The 17,799-nt window shown below is 54.6% G+C and carries 13 protein-coding genes; 10 read left to right on the top strand and 3 right to left on the bottom strand.

Translation table 11 applies throughout. The features are described from left to right. Position 1: 1 nt before the first annotated feature. Positions 2-3,499: a tetratricopeptide repeat-containing glycosyltransferase gene (locus DTL42_RS13095; RefSeq protein WP_114369166.1), complete on the bottom strand. Its 3,498-nt coding sequence runs from the start codon at positions 3,497-3,499 to the stop codon at positions 2-4. 317 nt (positions 3,500-3,816) lie between these two features. Between DTL42_RS13095 and DTL42_RS13090 the strand changes: the two genes are divergently transcribed. Beyond that, a complete protein-coding gene (locus tag DTL42_RS13090) occupies positions 3,817-4,917 on the top strand; it encodes a glycoside hydrolase family 5 protein (RefSeq protein ID WP_114369165.1) in 1,101 nt (366 codons plus the stop codon). A gap of 249 nt (positions 4,918-5,166) precedes the next feature. Further along, complete coding sequence (locus tag DTL42_RS13085) at positions 5,167-5,802, top strand: hypothetical protein (protein WP_114369164.1); 636 nt, start codon at positions 5,167-5,169, stop codon at positions 5,800-5,802. Positions 5,803-5,841: 39 nt separating this feature from the next. On the opposite strand, the gene recJ is transcribed toward DTL42_RS13085, so the two are convergent. After that, complete coding sequence (gene recJ / locus DTL42_RS13080; protein ID WP_114369163.1) at positions 5,842-7,611, bottom strand: single-stranded-DNA-specific exonuclease RecJ; 1,770 nt, start codon at positions 7,609-7,611, stop codon at positions 5,842-5,844. A gap of 380 nt (positions 7,612-7,991) precedes the next feature. Next, entirely contained in the window at positions 7,992-8,156 is a 165-nt protein-coding gene (gene rpmG / locus DTL42_RS13075) for a 50S ribosomal protein L33 (RefSeq protein ID WP_114369162.1), read from the bottom strand. 456 nt (positions 8,157-8,612) lie between these two features. On the opposite strand from rpmG, the gene DTL42_RS13070 reads away from it, so the two are divergent. The 8 genes from DTL42_RS13070 (at position 8,613) to nqrE (ending at position 17,793) form a co-directional block, all read left to right on the top strand. Beyond that, entirely contained in the window at positions 8,613-10,109 is a 1,497-nt protein-coding gene (locus tag DTL42_RS13070) for a hypothetical protein (RefSeq protein ID WP_114369161.1), read from the top strand. A gap of 172 nt (positions 10,110-10,281) precedes the next feature. Then, complete coding sequence (locus DTL42_RS13065) at positions 10,282-11,814, top strand: prenyltransferase/squalene oxidase repeat-containing protein (RefSeq protein ID WP_147274265.1); 1,533 nt, start codon at positions 10,282-10,284, stop codon at positions 11,812-11,814. Then, complete coding sequence (locus tag DTL42_RS13060; protein WP_114369159.1) at positions 11,798-12,586, top strand: HisA/HisF-related TIM barrel protein; 789 nt, start codon at positions 11,798-11,800, stop codon at positions 12,584-12,586. The genes DTL42_RS13065 and DTL42_RS13060 overlap by 17 nt, the downstream gene beginning before the upstream one ends. A gap of 580 nt (positions 12,587-13,166) precedes the next feature. Continuing rightward, the gene (locus DTL42_RS13055) at positions 13,167-14,516 is read left to right on the top strand and encodes a Na(+)-translocating NADH-quinone reductase subunit A (RefSeq protein ID WP_114369158.1); all 1,350 of its coding nucleotides are present in this window, start codon (positions 13,167-13,169) and stop codon (positions 14,514-14,516) included. A 2-nt stretch (positions 14,517-14,518) separates the two neighbouring features. Further along, positions 14,519-15,772 carry an NADH:ubiquinone reductase (Na(+)-transporting) subunit B gene (locus DTL42_RS13050; RefSeq protein WP_114369157.1) on the top strand — a complete coding sequence of 418 codons (1,254 nt, stop codon included), beginning with the start codon at positions 14,519-14,521 and terminating at the stop codon, positions 15,770-15,772. Further along, positions 15,762-16,550, top strand: a complete 789-nt coding sequence (locus DTL42_RS13045) for a Na(+)-translocating NADH-quinone reductase subunit C (RefSeq protein ID WP_114369156.1) — start codon at positions 15,762-15,764, stop codon at positions 16,548-16,550. Before DTL42_RS13050 ends, DTL42_RS13045 begins: the two co-directional genes overlap by 11 nt. Then, on the top strand, positions 16,543-17,175 hold the full coding sequence (locus DTL42_RS13040) for an NADH:ubiquinone reductase (Na(+)-transporting) subunit D (protein WP_114369155.1): 633 nt from the start codon (positions 16,543-16,545) through the stop codon (positions 17,173-17,175). The genes DTL42_RS13045 and DTL42_RS13040 overlap by 8 nt, the downstream gene beginning before the upstream one ends. A 3-nt stretch (positions 17,176-17,178) precedes the next feature. Further along, entirely contained in the window at positions 17,179-17,793 is a 615-nt protein-coding gene (gene nqrE, locus DTL42_RS13035) for an NADH:ubiquinone reductase (Na(+)-transporting) subunit E (protein WP_114369154.1), read from the top strand. Positions 17,794-17,799 lie beyond the last annotated feature (6 nt).

The following is a 17,799-nucleotide window of genomic DNA, read 5'->3' as shown; positions in this document are numbered from 1 at the left end:
ATCAGGTAGGGTTGCGTAGGATCGAAACAGGCTGTGTGTCGGACGAATTGACGAGCTCCAACAGTAACTTGTACTGTTCGTCGGCGGCCACATACTGCCCGGCGTCGTGTAGCATTTCCGCATATCGCTTTCGCAGTTGCAGATTGTCAGGCTGCTCGTGCACGCATTGCGACATCAACGTGGTTGCACGATCCAACTGCTGATCCGAGGCGAAGTACTCTGCGAGATCTTCTTTCAACGGTTCGCAACCTTTTTGGGTAGTCAACTTCTCGTAGATCGCGTCCAGGTTACTGCGCATCTTGGGCGAAGGCTGCTTCAAGTGCCGCACGGCATTCACATACGAGGGCCAAAACGTCTGATCGTCGACAATCTGTTGCGATAGTTCGTCCAGAAGGGGAACGGCTTGATGAAACTTTTTTTCGATCATCAACAAATTGACGAGCCGAAGTTTCGTGTCCGCCAGTTGATACCCTGCGTCAACCAATTTCTGGAGCTGGGCAATTGCTTGCTCGTTTTCACCGGTATCTTCCAGGGCACTCGCGAAGAGGCTACGTAAACTGTAGGCGTCGGGATGCTGCTCGGTTAGCTCACGTAGCAGCGTGACGGCAGCTTCAGGTTTCCCTTCGGCCATCTCCAGCCGGGCTTGAATTTGCTGGGCATCGAAGCTGGGAGGCATCTCGGCCAAGAGCTCGCGCACGGCGGTGAGTTGCTTCTGATCGAATAGCACGTTCACCAGTTCGAGGGAGACCTCGGCGTCGGGCTTGACCCTCAGGGCTTTGCGATAGGCAGCCGTGGCGATCTCAAACTGCTTAACCGAAACCGCGCTGCGAGCCAAGCCGACGTCAATCTGAAATAGTTGTGTCTTGTTCGGCTTGATTTCTCCAGCGGACGCAGCGGCTGCGATCTCTTTGAATTCATCGTAAGCAGCGACATACTCTTTTCGTTTGCTCAGTGCACTGGCACGGGCCAGCTTTAACCCCACGTCGTCTGGGAAGTCCTTGGCCAAAACCTGATCGAGTGCCTGCAAACGCTCCTTCTCGCCCAGCAACTCCAACACGCGGCGAGCCTCGAACAGGAGTGCGGGGCTCTGTTTGTCCAAGGGAGACTCCATAATCTTGGCCAAAATGACGTTCGCCTCGTCACGCTGCTCCATGCTAATTGGTCGATGGTCCTTGCCCAAAGTCGATAGGAAATAGTTGTCTTTCCAGACATGCCAGGCGCACAGCACGCACATAACGGATGCCGCCAAGGCCATCCAACCTCCATGAATCAGGGGACGAACCAATGGTCGCGGGGCGGTCGAGGAAATTGGATTCAGCACCGATGCCGTCTTCGTTTGCCGATCCGACGCTTGCAGGCTCTTCAGCAAGCTTCGCGACTGGTTGTCGAACTTTGTGAAACGCAGACGATACTCATTGGGGCGTTCGGTCTTTTCCAGTTTGCCCATCCCGCTAATCGCGCCGACCGGCGAGTTGATGCGGAAAAACGTTTCTTGATTCAGGTCCAACGCTAAGGTGGAATCGAAGAAAATTGACTCATCTTCTAAAACCGACGAGACCACATTGACCGAAGCTTGAGCTCCCTGACTCGCGGCCAGTTCGATCGGCAGACGCATGACATTCTTGCGCCGTTGACGAGTCGCACTGGGCCCCAGGCGCTTATATTGGTCGTCGACCGCTGCTTCTGACGAGATCGACCACAGATCACAGATCTGCGAATGAGATAGGTTCAGGAAGTGGAATCCTATGCGGAATGCCTGAAATCCTGGCTGTCCTTCGGTTAGCTGCCAGCAATTGCGTGCCTCGGCCTGGCAGATCAGCTGCCGATTGACGGTCGAGATGTTCAAGGTAACGATCGCCCCCACGGGAATGGGTTGATAGGCAATCGCTCCCAGGCCAGATTCGTTCACATCGACGCTGATGGCCTGACCACGCAGGCCGTCCCCTTCGTAACAGATGTGAACTTCATTGGTCGGGTGACGCCACGAGAAGCGTCCATCGGCAGGGCGAAACGCCTTGCGGACGACTTCAAAGGCCATGAGCGATTGGACGGTGATGATAAGGCCACCCACTGCCAACGCCACGTAATCGTTGCTGGCACCGAAGTAGATCTTCGCTGCGGCCCAGGCGATCGCCGCCACGCCGAGGGTGATCACCGTCACGTGCGGAGCGATCAGCATCGTGAACTTGGTGTTCTGCCGCCCACGCTTGTTCGTCACCACAAACTTCCCGCGACCACGCCGAATAATCGCGCGATATAGGCAGCAACATTGAATCCAGAAGTTGGTCATCGCCTGAACTTCCATGTCCCACAAGCGGCCATAACCGTTACTGACGACCTTCACGGCCGCCCAGGTCACTAGCAGATAGGTAAGTGTCACGGCCAGCAGTCCCATCGTGAACTGCCCCACCGGCGAGACGCCCGACAACAGCATCAAGATCGGGGCCGCATATAGCAAGGCCTTCGCCGGACCGGTCGTCCAGCCGAGCATCGAGCCCAGATAGTTGAGCCTCTGTCCGAGCGTCAGCCCCTTCATTGTCAGCGGATTGTCGTAGGCGAAGATGCTGAGATTGCCTTCACCCCAACGCAAACGCTGTGCGGCAAAGGTCGTGATATCGGGGGCGGCCTGGGCGGCAATCATCCGCTCGTTGACAAACAACGACTTCCAACCCTTGGCATGCAGCCGTAGCCCGGTGTGCATGTCTTCGGTAATCGTTTCCGTCGCAATCAGGCCGACATCTTCCAGCGCCGTGCGGCGGAAGATCGCCGCGCTGCCGCAGAACACGTTCGCATTCCAAGCGGTTTTGCCAGGCTGGATCACGTTGTAAAAGAGCTGTCCTTCTTCCCAGTAGATTCCCCGCTTGAAGTCGACGTGCGATTGGAAACTATCGAAGTTGTAAAACGCATGCGGCGTCTGCACGAAGGCCAGCTTGTCGTCCGCGAAATAACCCAGCGTACGGGAAATGAAGTTCGGCCGAGCAATGTGATCGGCGTCGAAAATAACCACGAACTCGCCGTTGGTTTGATCCAACGCGTGGTTCAAGTTGCCCGCTTTCGCGTGGAGATTGTCATCGCGCGAGATGTAATTGACTCCCATCTCGCGACACAGGTCGGCGACTGCCGGGCGATGTCCGTCGTCCAGCACGTACGTCGTGTGTGGGTAATCGAGTTGATTGAGCGCATTGATCGAGCCCTGTAACAACTGCACGTCTTCGTTATACGTGGGCAGGAAGACGTCGACCGAACGGTTCTCGAGCGGGGGTATTGGCTCGGGCTCGACCTGCCGCCAAACCTGCATGAAGTACAGGAACATCAAGAACACCCCCCAGAATTCGGCCCCCAGCAGCATTGCCGAGGCGACGATCGCGTAGGGACTCTCGAAATTAATCGTGAAAAGCAGGCGGTACGTAAGGTAGGTGGCTGCCGAAATAACTGCCAGCACGATCATCAGCTGGCGGACTGCTTGGGGAAAATGCGATGTCGTTTGTCGGTCAGTCATGGTTGTGCTTCCTCGCGATGGCTTCCGCGAGCTAAGAGGGCGATCGATGACGTAGTCGTCATTAAAGTACGTCACTGCTTTCTAATGCGTGGTTCTAGAACGACACGCTGTCGATCTTTTGGCGGAACCTTTGCGCTTTTTGGCACCGCTAGCGATTGTAGTGTATATAGGGGTTATGCAGTTGAGGGGGCAGGTAGCAATATCTTGGTTTTTTGGGCAGTCGTAGATGACTTACGTGCCATATGCCCTGCCGAAAGCTAAGTTTGTCCTGCTGGGAATACGACGACTGACGTCTTGTCTGAGAGATTGACTGAAGAATGAATCTCAATCGAAGAATGTTCACCGCTGGGACCGCAACAACACTTGGCCTGTGGAGCCTCGGGCAGCCTGTGCTCGCAGGTGGGGGGCACGATGTCCCGCCGTTGGACGTGGGCGTCAACCTGGCGGGGCCAGAGTTCGGCACCCACAGTCCGCAGTTTTCGCAAGCCAATCCCGGGACGCTGGGACGTGACTACACGTTCAACTCCCGTCAAACGGTTCAATACTTCTACGACCACGGCGTGAAAAGTTTCCGCATCCCAATTGCCTGGGAACGGCTCCAACCGCAACTGCAGGGTGAACTCGACGTCGTTTACTTTGGCGGCCTACAGAAGCTGCTTTCCTGGATTACCGACGTCGGTGGTAACGCGATCCTCGACTTGCACAACTACGGCCGTTATCGGCTATCGGTTGACGGTCGGCCTCTTGAAGTGGTGCTAGGGGAAAAGCAGGGGGGCAAGGTCCTGCTCTCGGTTGACGATCTGGCCGATGTGTGGCGCCGGATCGCCCAGCAACTTAGGGGGCACTACTCGATTGCCGCCTATGGAATCATGAACGAACCGCACGACCTCCAGGGGCTTGATTGGGCTGCGGCTTCGAATCAAGTTGTCGCCGCGATCCGTGAGGTCGATCAGCAGCGCTGGATTTCGGTCTCCGGCAACGACTGGGCTACCTCGAAGCGGTTTGCGGAAGTGAACGGTGAGTCGGCCTGGATCAACGATCCCGCCCAGCGAACCATTTACGAAGCCCACGCCTACTTCGATTCCGATGCCAGTGGCAAGTATGCGGACTCTTTCGCTGAAGAAGCGAAGCTTGATCCCCAGATCGCCGGTCGCCCATCAAGGACGCTCGACCCCTTTCTGAATTGGTGCCAGCAGAACCAGGTGTACGGCTTCGTCGGTGAAATCGGCGTGCCGAACGAGCCCCAGTGGCTGGAACTGTTGGCCGAGGCCTGTCGTTTGATACACCGGGCAAAGGCCGCCGTCGGCTATTGGGCCGCAGGAGAGTGGTGGGGCGACTATCGATTGTCGGTCCAGCCGAAAAGCTTCGACGCACCGCTACCGGCTCAGATGAAAACAGTCGTCACCAACATGCAATAGCGTCCGCGATGGAATCACGGCGTTTGCGCCATGTTGGGGTGTCTGCGACAATCGGAAAATTGCGTCCTAGGCACTTGCCATGTCTATTTCGCGGTCTGAGGTTTGCTTGGCATCGATCCTCAACGCGACAACTCTGAACGCAAACTTGGGAGTTATCTTGGTGGCAAATGGCAATGAGACGGGTGGTGGTATTTCGACTTGGTATGTCTAGCGATCACGTTACCGATAGTAATTTTGGGAGAGTGTTTCGTGAAGGAGTCGGTGTCTGGCGTCAAGTCTGTCTTCTTTGCTAAGACTTGGTATTTGTATGTGGGGGCGATCTTGTTCTCGATGCTAGCTCTCTTTTTTGTTGTTTCGGGGCCGTTGTTTCTGTTGAGGATCGTGGGGCAAGGAGACGCTAGGAAGGCGACGGAGGCAGGAGTGGCCTTGTTGGTCATGTCTGTCCCTATGTGCCTCGTCGCGTTGCTTAGTTGGTTTAACGTTTATGCTCGTCGCAGGCCGCTATTGCGAATTTGCAAGGAAGGGCTCGAAGTGAATGTAATTGGTGCCTCAAGCTTGGGGGGAGGGCATTTGGTGCCGGTTTGGGTGCGGGTGGCGTGGCTAGTTCTGACTCGACAGGGGTTCAAGAGGCGGGTTGGGCTGATCCCTTGGCACATGCTTCGCCATGTTGGGGTGTCTGGTTTGCCAATGATGAAGAAGCTAGAGATTGAAGGGACGATCATTTTTCCTGCAGGTTATGGAGATAACACGAAAGATCAGGTTCTTGAAAGTATCGCCTTTGACGAGGCGGACTTCCGCGATTCTTTGGTGCTCATCGCTTCTGCGATCCATGTGTTCCAGGATGATCCCGAAGCGCGGGATGGACTACTGAGCCTACACGGCTAGTGAGTGTCGTTAGATGCGGTGCGTAGGCCGAAGAGCAGGTTACCTGGTTTGTGGTGCTAGGGTTTTTGATTGAGTTGGTTTCCAGGCCACCAAGTGCAGTTCTACGTTGCTGCGGCCGCGGAAGGTGTTGATTACTGGGTGGTAAGCAATATCCAGAGGGCCTTCCGATTGTTCAAGTTCTTCGGCCCAGTCGCCGCGACCAAACGCAACTCCACGGATTTTGATGCCATGGTGTTCAAGCTGAATTGACAGATGGCGTTCGCCTCCGCCGATGCGTTTGGGAGGGGTAGCCAGCTTGGCGCCGGTGGCGCACATCAAGGGGCGGGGATTGCCTTGGCCGAAGGGCCCCAGAAGGTCAATTTGCTCGACAATCTGGCGGGTAAGCTGTGTGAAGGGAGCTTCGGCATCAATGACCAGTTCGGAAACGCGGTCTGCTTCGCTCACATTGCTTGCCGCGTATTCGAAGAATTCGTGACGAAAGTTCTCGATCTGGGCTTCGTCGATTTGCAGGCCGGCTGCGGCTGCGTGCCCTCCGTGCCCTAGGAGTAGGTGGTCGCAAGCTTGGAGGGCCTCGTGCAGGTTCAAACCATTGGCTGAGCGGCAAGAGCCGACCCCTGGTTTTACGCCAGCTTCGTCCAGTGCGATCATGACGACAGGGCGGTTGTATTTTTCCGCCAGACGGCCTGCCACGATACCAATGATACCGGGGTGCCAGCCGCGACCAGCCAGGACCAGGGCAGGGTCGTTCTCTGGATCGAACTCATCTTTGATTTGTTTTGTGGCGGCCAGTTGCACACTGCGTTCCAGGCTCGAGCGACTGTCGTTAAGTTGGTGCAAGTAGTCGGCCAGGGCAGTGGCTCGTTCGGTAGAGTCGGTCGTGAGAAGTTCGATCGCGAGCTGAGCTTGGCCGAGACGGCCTGCCGCATTTAAGCGTGGAGCGAGCGTGAAACCGATGTCGTCGCTGGCTAGTGCTGGTTTGTCTTGTAGTCCGGTGATTTTACTCAGTGCGCTAATGCCCAGCACGGGAAACTCTCGCAGGCAATTCAATCCGTGTCGAACGAGTAGGCGATTTTCGTCGGTCAGGGGAACCACGTCCGCCACGGTTCCGATGGCGGCTAGGCCAACCGCCGAGAGCAGATAGTTCTTGTAGCGATCGGTAACTCGTTTCGATTCGCATTCGAGCTGGCAGAGGGCCCAAGCCAGTTTCAGGGCGACACCAGCTCCGCAAAGCCCGCCAAACGGATAGTTGGTGCCGGGAAGCCGGGGGTGAACCAGAGCGGTTGCGTCTGGCAAGGTCTCTCCCATCTCGTGGTGATCGGTGATGATCAGGTCCAGCCCCAATTCCTTGGCCCTGGCCGCTTCGGCCACGCTGGCAATTCCGCAGTCGACGGTGATGATCAGGTCGGTACCGCGCTCGGAAAGCTTTTCAATCGCTTCGACATTCAGCCCATAGCCTTCGTCAATGCGGTGAGGTACGTAATAACCGACCGAGGCTCCCATGAGTTTCAGGCAGCGGTAAAGGATCGCAGTCGATGTGATCCCGTCCGCGTCGTAATCACCATAGATGATGATTTTCTTATTCGCTTTTACGGTGGCATGGATCAGGGCGGCTGCTTTTTTGACGCCTGGAAGAAGATCGGGATCTCTTAGGCCCGAGAGTTTCGCGTCCAGGAATTCGCGAGCCGTTTCAGGGTCGCGGATTCCTCGGCAAATGAGCAGCTGAGCGACAACTGGAGGAATACTGGCGGCCTTTTCTAGTGCTCGGACAACGGCTACATCGTGCGGGAGTATTCGCCAGTTTGCATCCATAAGTCAGGTCGTGTCGCTCCATCTTTGAAAGAAAAGAAGTAAAGGGCGTTGTTAATTATCGGGACAGTTGAGCGACTTTCCAGCCCTGTGGCGTGATTTAGGGGGATCTATGCGAAAGTTCGGGTTGGGGAATTTTCGCAAGTGAGCAGCTCTCGCGTTGAAGCGGTTGCCTATTTGGTTTTCTCTGGGGTGAGTCTAAGGGAGGACGTTAGACAGGAGGACGCCACCGCCCAAGAGTCTTGGGCTTTCGATCGGCGAGTTTAGTTACTGCGCATGCAATAAGCCGGGTCCGTAAGGATCCGGCTTATACTGTCTATTTGCTCGCTTGTCAGCGCACAAATGGCGCACGCAATCGCTATCGAGAAACGATGCGGGGGAGCTTACTTTTTCTTTTCGGCGTGCAGCGTATGCTTGCGCAGGCGAGGGCAATATTTCTTCAGGCGTAGCTTTTCGCCACCTGGCTTGCGTCGCAGCGAGTAGTTGTAGTCACCGGTTTCTTCGCAGACGAGGAACACGGTTTCAGCTTTTTTATTCTTTTTGGCCATGGCGTTTGGACCAATTACCTACTAAAGGTCAGCGGAAGATGTCGTCGAAACCTTCGTTTTTAGCAAAATCCCGGGTGGTTGGGAAGGGGCAGTGCAAGGTTGCGGAAATCCACCGCAGAAGCGAACGGCAGGAAGTGGGGGCGGAATAAAACCGTTGGCTAGATACGAAAGAAGAAGCAAGGGAAGTTGATCTGGCCCAGGCGAAGCTTAGTAAAGCGAATGAAAAAGCCCCTTGAGTGGGGGTTTTGTGGCGGATTCTCTCCCGTAAGATAAGATATAGTGTCGATGTCTCATCAATTTTGCGCCTCGCATTCTGGCGTTCCGTTCGGCTGAGAGGCTTCTCGCTTCGGATCAGCCCGTGGATGTGTTTGCCCTAGTGGGTAGGCGATCTGATTGGTCATTGCATTGAGTATCTCCGCTTCTAGCGTGAAGCGACGAAATATACGGAGAATTGCCATGTCTGAAGATTATGTTGATCACGAAGTGCGCGGCCGCTTAGGGAGTCGCTTCTTTTTGTTTACGGCAGTTCCTTCGTGGTTGATCAGTTTGGTGGTCCATCTTGTCTTTTTCATGATCTTGCTGACCATCTTCATACCAGAGAGCAAGAACGAGCGGCAGATTCTTACGGTCGATGACGCGCCAGACGCGGAGGAGATCGAGGAATTTGTCATGGAGGAATTCGAGCCGGTCGACATGGAGAAGCTCGAATTCGATAACCCTCTCGAGCAGCCAGAAGAGGCCGTTATTAGCGATGAGGTCAATTTCTCGGACTTCGACGAGCAAATGGCGGCCACGCAGATGGTTGAGCTAAGCGACTTTGCTGAAGAAACGATGCCGTTTTCCGACATTATGTCGACCCAGGCCGGGAACAGCGGGAACGCCACCTCAGGGCGTGGGCAGGCGACGCGCTTGCAGATGCTACGAGAGAACGGCGGCACAGGGGCCTCGGAAGAGGCGGTGGTGTTCGGCATTCAGTGGATTGCGGACCATCAGCTGAAAAACGGGACTTGGAGCTTCGATCATCGCAGTGGTGCCAAGAAGCCAGGTAGCAAGGATTGGGGGACGTTTGCTAATTCACCCCGCGGCGCGACCGCGATGGCGCTGTTGCCGTTTCTGGGTTCTGGGATCACGCACAAAGAAGGTAAATACAAAGACCAGGTCGGCGCCGGGCTGAATGCTTTGGTGAGCTTGATGGAAGTTCGTGGGGATACCGGCAGCTTGCACGAAAAAGATGGCAACATGTATTCGCATGGGCTGGCCACGATTGCCTTGTGTGAAGCCTATGCCATGACTCAGGACAAAAAGCTGCAGGCACCAGCCCAGTATGCCATCAACTATATTCAGGCGGCTCAGGACCCGATTGGTGGTGGCTGGCGGTACCAGTTTCGCCAGCGAGGGGATACGTCGGTCGTCGGGTGGCAGGTCATGGGGCTCAAGAGTGGGCACATGGGCTACTTGGGTGTTCGTAAAGACACGATTGCTGGGGCGGTGAAATTTTTGGATTCCGTGCAAACGAAGAACGGTGCGGCTTACGGCTACGAAGATCCAGGCGATCGGGCGCCATTGAATGCGGTTGGGCTTCTGTGTCGGATGTATACCGGCTGGCGAAAGGATAATCCTGCGTTGCAGCAAGGTGTGGCTGCACTCGCTAAGCAGGGGCCTAGCGTGGGTGGTAATGCGAACATGTATTACAACTACTATGCCACTCAAGTGATGCGGCAATATGGTGGCCCGCAGTGGGAAGAGTGGAACGATAAGATGCGTGATTTCCTGGTTAAGTCTCAGGTGCCCCAGGGTCAAGCTGAGGCTGGCAGCTGGCATTTCGGCGGCCCTCATACCGAGCGAGGCGGGCGGCTGTACAACACGTCGCTAACGCTGTTGACGTTGGAGGTCTACTATCGTCACTTGCCGATCTATAAAGCGGCGGCAGCGGATGAAGATTTCCCGCTTTAATCGGTAAAGCCGATGCAATTCAACTAATGCAACCTCGTGTCGAAGCCCCTTTTGACACGAGGTTTTTTACTGCGCTAGTGAAAGTGGTTTGCGACCTAGAGTTAGAGGCTGCTTAGTCATAGCACGTCCATTCATCTAAAAACGCAGTTGAGCTCCAGTAACTCGATTTTCCTTGTCCACTGCTAATTCCAACGCGAATCCATCTGAAGGGTCGTCCGCTTCGGTCGAAGGGAAGCCGGTGCGCATCGAGTTTCGCTTGGGTAGGTGGGAGTTCTTTTCCTCGGATCGGTTGCGAGGAAGTATCGGCTTCTTGGTCAGTGCGGCCGTTCACTTTGCCTTGCTGGTGGTATTGGCCTTGTGGATTGCCCCGGTCGGGCGCGGAGGCAATGCGAACGACTTGTTGTTGCTGCCAGCGGATAATGAATCGCTGGATCTAACAATGGAGCAGGTCTTAACTCCTATTGAAGTGAGCACCGCCAACGATCAGCTAGAGCAACTCGTTCAGGCCGATTCTGCCGCAATCGGTGAGCTAAGTCAGTTGGTCGATCCTAGCTCGAATCAAGCGGCTATTGAATCGGAAGCCACGACCGTTGATTCGGTTTCCGATCTGCAAAAAAACTTCCCCTGGCAGCAAGCTATTCCTTCCAAGAAAGGTGGTGGTTTCGAGGGGCGAAGTAATGCGATGCGTCAAGAATTGTTGGCCGCGCGTGGTGGCTCTCCAGCGACAGAGGATGCGGTCGATCGGGCTTTGGGGTGGATTGCCGCGCACCAGTTGCCGGATGGCTCGTGGAGTTTTGATCATCAGCAAACGGAAATTGGCAAGCTAAGTCCTAACCCTGGGAAAGCCGTAACCGCCACAGGGGCGACTGGGATGGCATTGTTGCCGTTTCTTGGGCGAGGCTATACCCACATGAATGACAATCCCTATCGTGAACAGATTGAAAAAGGGTTGTATTTTTTACGTGCTAACGAGGTGATCGGGCCCAATGGGGGCGACCTGAGAATGGGGTCGATGTATGGCCATGGCTTGGCGGCTTTGTCATTGTGTGAGGCCTATGCTATGACAGGCGATCCCGCTTTGAAGGAGGACGCTACTCAAGCGATTCGTTTCATTGAGTATGCCCAGCACAGCGAGGGAGGCTGGCGTTACGAGCCGCAGCAGCCAGGGGATATCAGTGTGTTTGGCTGGCAGTTGATGGCGTTGAAAAGCGGACTCCTAGGAGACATCAAGGTTTCTAGCTCAACGATTGGAATGGCAGAGTTTTGGCTCGATCAAGTGCAGCAAGCGGATGGCGCCTACTACGGCTACCAGCATCCCGGCAAGATGGTTTCTCCCACATCAATTGGATTGCTTTCGCGAATGTACTTGGGCTGGCCGAAGGAGGATCGCAGGTTGCGAAAGGGGGTCGAGTTCCTGATGGAAGAAGGGCCCTCGAAGAGCGATATGTACTACAACTACTACGCAACCAATGTTCTGAGCCACTACGGTGGCCCCAAGTGGGAGGCGTGGAATGAAGAGATGAAGGAGTATCTCGTAAAAACTCAATCGCGACGCGGCTACACCAACGGCAGTTGGTATTTCGATGACAAGCACGCCAAGGTCGGAGGGCGATTGTACGTTACGTGTCTCTCAGCGATGATCCTAGAGGTTTATTATCGACACATGCCTCTCTATTCGGAAAAGTCGCTTGAGTTCACCTTCTGATCGCCCTGCCTGGTACGATGCTATTTTGCCGGTGATGGATCTTCGCTTGGGGCAAGTTGTGCGAGGAGTTGCTGGGCGTCGCGATGAATATCTGCCTGTTCAATCTCGCTATGTCGACGATTCGCGCCCAGGCACAATCGCCATGCTGTTGGCGCAGACCTTTGGCTTTCGCGACTGTTATGTCGCCGACTTGAATGCGATTGCTGGTGGCCAGGTCGACGCGGCTACGCTCGAGGCAATCGCCGTTCAAGGCTTGAATGTTTGGCTTGATGCGGGCGTTGGGAGCGTTGCTCGATGGCAAGCATGTTCCGAAAATCTGCGAGGCTGGAGCCCTTTTCGTTGGATTGTGGGCCTCGAGTCGCTGGTGAGTTGGCAGGCCATGCGGCAGCTTGTCGAGGCAATAGAGCCAGAGCGATTGGTTTTTAGTTTGGACTTGAAGCAGGGGAAACCACTCACGAACCGGCCTGAACTTGTGGGGTTGTCTGCTCTGGAAATCGCGAAGACGGTTGCTGGGATGGGGGTTGGCACGTTGCTGGTCCTTGATGTGGAAGCAGTAGGCGAAGGTACTGGAGCACGGACGGAAGATCTGTTGGACGAGATTTCTCGGGAAGTGCCTGAAATCGAGTTAGTCGCGGGGGGAGGAATGGCATCGCCCGCTGGTATTGAGTCGTTGATGGGTCATCAGGTGCGGCGCGTTCTCGTCGCTTCTGCTTTGCACGATGGCCGTATTGCGCCATATCACGGTGGGGGGCGAGGGGCTGGGTGGGAGTGACAAAAAAAATATTTTTGGACTCTCGGCGTTATTTTCTTGAGGCTGTATGACCAGCAAGCTGGGTAATTTTACATCGCTGAGGAAATCAAATCGGATAAGTCTGTTTTTCCCAACTACGTTGAAGAAAACGTAGTTTGCAAGTTAATTCCCTTGCGGGCGGATTATGGGATTCTGTTTTCCGCAATGGTTTAATTCCGATTGCCTTAAGAAGTGGTATCCGCAGGCGTAGGGCTTTCCTAGAAGATCGACCTGTTTTAAGTCGTCGAATCTCCCCTTGCTGCGAAAACTGAAGCCATTATCATTTCACTTGTCGAGCTGGTCACCCCACCATGCACTGACTTGTTCTCTGAAAGATTTCCAGACAGGCGACTCCCGGCATACTCGGATAAACCTGCCTGCTTGGTTGCGACCATCTTTCACTCGGACACGACGCAGAGCACGCATCCAGTTTCTCCGAGATTTTTTAGCCCAAAAAGCATATCGCGGGGGTCATTCGACTTTGACATTGTGATAGTTTTCACAATGTCCCTCCTTGCAAGTGTTTTGAACCATAGCCTCCCAAACGGGAGTGAGGCCCAAGATGCCACGTCGGATCACGATTAGCAAAGGCCTGGATCTGCCGATTTCAGGCAAGCCAAAACAGTCGGTGCAAGAGATCGCCGATGTCCGAAGGGTTGCCATTCTGGCACGAGACTACATCGGCATGAAGCCAACGATGATGGTCACCGAAGGGGACATCGTCAAAGTTGGCCAACCGCTGTTTGAAGATAAGAAAACGCCAGGCGTCCTATTTACTGCGCCAGCTGCCGGCAAAGTGGTCGAGATTAATCGCGGTGCTAAGCGAAAGTTGCTCTCGGTCGTCATTGAGGTCGAGGGGGACGATAAAGTCGCTTTCCCCTCTTACACCGAAGATCATCTAACGCAGCTGGACCGAGCCACGGTTGAGGAAAACCTGATTCAGTCAGGTTTGTGGACCGCTTTCCGCACGCGTCCTTATGGTAAGGTGCCCGCTCCCGGCACTTCGCCGCGCTCGATCTTTGTTACGGCTATGGACACCAATCCCTTGGCGGCCGAAGCGGCCCCAATCATTAAGGGAAGCGAAATCGAGTTCATTGCCGGACTTGAAGCGATCAGCACGCTGACCGAAGGCAAAGTTCACGTTTGCCAGGCTCCTGGGGCGGCGCTGCCTGGGGAAGGGCTGGACTTTGTTGATGCGGTCGAGTTTGAAGGTAAGCACCCCGCCGGCTTGCCAGGTACACACATTCACTTCCTCGACTCAGCCGGTCCTGGTCGCGTGGTTTGGTACCTCGGTTACCAAGACGTGATTGCCATCGGCCATTTGTTCCGCACCGGCGAACTTGATCCGATGCGAGTCATCTCGCTGGCTGGTCCAGGTGTTAAGGAACCACGTCTGTTGAAGGTGCGTCTTGGTTCCAGCATCGAAGATCTGACGAAAGATCAACTGACCGAAGGGCCCATGCGAAAGGTCTCTGGTTCGGTTCTTTGCGGTTACCAATCGGAAGGCGTCGAAGCTTACTTGGGGCGATATCACAACCAGGTTTCAGTCCTGGGCGAAGGTGGCCATCGCGAAATGCTCGGCTGGTTGGCACCTGGATTCAAAAAGTTCTCGGTAAAGTCGGTGTTCGCATCGTTCTTCTCGCCAGGCGAGCTACCAATGACCGCAACCGCCAACGGCAGCCACCGGGCGATTGTTCCGATTGAGGTTTACGAGACGGTCATGCCGTTGGACATTGAGCCAACCGCCTTAATGAAGTCATTGATTGTGGAAGATACCGATTCGGCTCAGGCCCTTGGGGCGCTCGAATTGGAAGAAGAAGACGTCGCTCTTTGTACGTTTGTCGATACAGGTAAACACGATTTCGGTACCATTCTGCGGAAGAACCTGACCCGCATTGAAGCCGAAGGATAGCCATGAAATTACTACGCGGAATGCTCGATAAGGTCGAGCCAATGTTCCTCGAAGGGGGAAAGTTGGAACGGCTCTATCCGCTGTACGAAGCGGCGGATACGTTTTTGTACACGCCACCAGATCGTGCCAAGGGTTTGACCCACGTGCGCGATGGCTTGGATCTGAAGCGAACGATGATTTTCGTCGTTCTCTCCCTGATTCCATGTATTTACATGGCCCTGTGGAACACCGGGTATCAGGCCAACTTGCAGATCGCCAAAGGTGCCGCGCCGATGGCCGACTTCCACGAGTCGCTCTTCGTGATGACCGGGCTGGAGCACAACCCCAGTAGCTGGATCAGTAACATGGTCTTGGGGGCGATCTTCTTTCTGCCGGTTTACATCGTCACGATGACCGTCGGTGGTACGATCGAGTTGATCTTCAGCATCGTTCGTAAACACGAAATTAACGAAGGGTTCCTGGTTTCCGGGATGCTCTTTCCGCTGATTCTGCCCCCCACGATTCCCCTCTGGCAAGTTGCCGTCGGGATCGGGTTTGGCGTGTTGGTCGGTAAAGAAGTCTTCGGCGGAACCGGGAAGAACTTCCTGAACCCGGCATTGACTGCTCGTGCGTTCCTCTACTTCTCGTACGCAACCGACATGACCGGCGATAAGGCCTGGACTGCGGTTTCGCCCGATGGTTTCAGCGGAGCGACAACGCTGGGTGTCGTAGCTTCGTCCCCTGCTGGCACAACCATGCAAGACGCTCTGTCGCATGTCGATGTCCATGGGATTAACTGGCTTGGCGCTTTCATGGGCTGGATTCAAGGCTCTATGGGCGAGACCTCGGTGCTGGCCTGTTTGCTGGGTGCTGCCTTCCTGATTGCCACCGGCATTGGTTCGTGGCGAATCATGTTGAGCTGTGTTATCGGTGCTGTCGGTACCTCGCTGCTGCTGATGGGTGTTGCCAATGGTTTTGACGTCAGCAATCCGCTGTTATTAGGCATGGCTCCTTGGTGGCACTTGGTGATTGGTGGCTTTGCGTTCGGTACCGTCTTTATGGCAACCGACCCTGTTTCAGCCGCGATGACAACGACCGGTAAGTGGTTCTACGGAATCCTGATTGGTGTGATGACGATTCTGATTCGTAGCGTTGGTACGGCCTTCCCTGAAGGGATCATGCTGGCGATCTTGTTCGGAAACGTGATGGCTCCGCTGATCGATTACTTTGTCCTGCAAGCCAACATCAATCGAAGAAAGGCCCGCTATGCGACGTGATAGTGTTCTCGGAACCATTGTGGTTGCCGCTGTGTTATGCGTGGTCTGCTCGGTGGTGGTCAGCTCGGCTGCGGTCTTGCTGAAGCCATATCAGCTGGAAAACGAGCGGCTAGATAAGCAAAAGAATGTTTTGGCTGCAGCTGGTTTGCTCGAGCCAGGCGATGACAATGCGGCGATCGACGCAAAGTTCAAAAAGATCAAGCGTCAGATCGTCAACCTAGACACCGGCGAAGTTGCTTCCGATGAAGAGTTGAAAGAAGCTGGCATCGATAACCCAAGTGAATACAGTGCAGACGAAGCTCGTGACAACGACAAGCTAAATCGCCAAGTCACTGGCTTGCCGGGTATTCCTAAGACCGAGAAGTACGCCGTTGTCTACGTGATTGAAGACGATGGTGAACTGCATGGAGTGGTGCTGCCTATCTATGGTAAAGGTCTCTGGTCGACCATGTACGGCTTTTTAGCTCTGGATGGCGACTTAAAGACCGCTAAGGGGATCACATTTTATAAGCAAGGTGAAACCCCAGGTTTGGGCGGTGAAGTCGACAATCCGAAATGGAAAGCTCAGTGGCCTGGTAAAAAGCTTCGTAGCGAAGATGGGAAAGTGTTGATTCATGTCGTTAAGGGACAGGGAACCGGCGACGAGCAAGTCGATGGTCTCTCCGGTGCCACGATTACGACCAACGGTGTGAACGACTTTGTCCGCTTCTGGCTGGGCGAAGAAGGCTTCGGTCCCTATCTCAAACAGCTTGAATCGAAGGAGAACTCCAATGGCTAATTCGCCATCTCCAAAGTCCGTTCTGCTCGACCCGGTCATGCACAACAACCCGATTGCCTTACAGGTACTCGGGATCTGTTCCGCCCTGGCCGTGACATCGAACTTGAAAACCGCACTGACGATGTGTTTGGCGGTGACGGCCGTGACAGGCTGCTCGAACCTAGGCGTTAGCTTGGTTCGCAAGTTCATTCCCAGCAGCATCCGAATTATTGTCCAGATGACGATCATCGCCTCGTTGGTGATCGTGGTTGATCAGTTTCTGCAGGCCTTTTTGCCTGAGATTAGCAAGTCGCTCTCGGTCTTCGTCGGGCTGATTATCACCAACTGTATCGTGATGGGCCGGGCGGAAGCATTTGCCATGAAGAATCCTCCAGGCATCAGTTTCCTGGATGGTATTGGTAACGGCTTGGGTTACTCGATGATCTTGTTGGTCGTCGGTTTCTTCCGAGAACTGTTCGGTAGTGGTTCGTTGTTTGGAATCACAATTTTTACACTGACAAAGAATGGCGGCTGGTACCAGCCCAATGGTTTGATGCTGTTGCCGCCGAGTGCATTCTTCTTGATCGGTTTCATTATTTGGGTTATCCGCACGTTCCGCCCGGAACAAGTGGAATCGGAGGGTTAGGCCATGGCTGATTTGCTAACCATTGCACTGAAGGCCGTTTTCAGTGAGAACCTCGCTCTGGCGTTCTTCCTGGGGATGTGTACCTTTCTCGCCGTTTCCAAAAACGTGAAAACGGCCCTGGGGCTTGGTGTGGCGGTGATTGCTGTGATGGCAATTACTATCCCTGCCAACCAATTGCTTTACTCTTTCTTCTTGAAGAAGGGAGCGATGGTTTGGATCAGTTCCGATTTGAAGGACATGGATCTGAGCTTCCTCGGTTTGATTAGCTACATCGGCGTGATCGCGGCGATCGTTCAGATTCTGGAAATGGCGCTCGATCGCTACTTCCCGCCCCTGTACAACGCTTTGGGTATCTTCTTGCCGCTGATTACCGTGAACTGCGCCATCTTGGGTGGTTCGTTGTTCATGGTCGAACGCAACTACACATTTATTGAAAGCGTTGATTACGGCTTGTTTGCTGGTATCGGTTGGGCGTTGGCAATCGCTTCGCTGGCTGGTATTCGAGAAAAGTTGAAATATAGCGATGTGCCTGCTGGGCTGAAGGGCCTGGGGATCACGTTTATTACCGCTGGTTTGATGGCAATGGCCTTCATGTCTTTTGGCGGCATGATCAAGTAAGACTGG

The sequence above is a fragment of the Bremerella cremea genome (genome assembly GCF_003335505.1).
GTDB classification, from domain to species: Bacteria; Planctomycetota; Planctomycetia; order Pirellulales; family Pirellulaceae; genus Bremerella; species Bremerella cremea_A.
Note: the sequence above shows the minus strand (reverse complement) of the source record. Positions and strands in the feature narration are given on the sequence as shown.

Coding starts and splice junctions, on each gene's coding strand:
- DTL42_RS13045 (WP_114369156.1), top strand. CDS start 15,762: ATGCGACGTGATAGTGTTCTCGGAACCATTGTGGTTGCCGCTGTGTTA.
- DTL42_RS13055 (WP_114369158.1), top strand. CDS start 13,167: ATGCCACGTCGGATCACGATTAGCAAAGGCCTGGATCTGCCGATTTCA.
- DTL42_RS13040 (WP_114369155.1), top strand. CDS start 16,543: ATGGCTAATTCGCCATCTCCAAAGTCCGTTCTGCTCGACCCGGTCATG.
- rpmG (WP_114369162.1), bottom strand. CDS start 8,156: ATGGCCAAAAAGAATAAAAAAGCTGAAACCGTGTTCCTCGTCTGCGAA.
- DTL42_RS13070 (WP_114369161.1), top strand. CDS start 8,613: ATGTCTGAAGATTATGTTGATCACGAAGTGCGCGGCCGCTTAGGGAGT.
- recJ (WP_114369163.1), bottom strand. CDS start 7,611: ATGGATGCAAACTGGCGAATACTCCCGCACGATGTAGCCGTTGTCCGA.
- DTL42_RS13050 (WP_114369157.1), top strand. CDS start 14,519: ATGAAATTACTACGCGGAATGCTCGATAAGGTCGAGCCAATGTTCCTC.
- nqrE (WP_114369154.1), top strand. CDS start 17,179: ATGGCTGATTTGCTAACCATTGCACTGAAGGCCGTTTTCAGTGAGAAC.
- DTL42_RS13095 (WP_114369166.1), bottom strand. CDS start 3,499: ATGACTGACCGACAAACGACATCGCATTTTCCCCAAGCAGTCCGCCAG.
- DTL42_RS13090 (WP_114369165.1), top strand. CDS start 3,817: ATGAATCTCAATCGAAGAATGTTCACCGCTGGGACCGCAACAACACTT.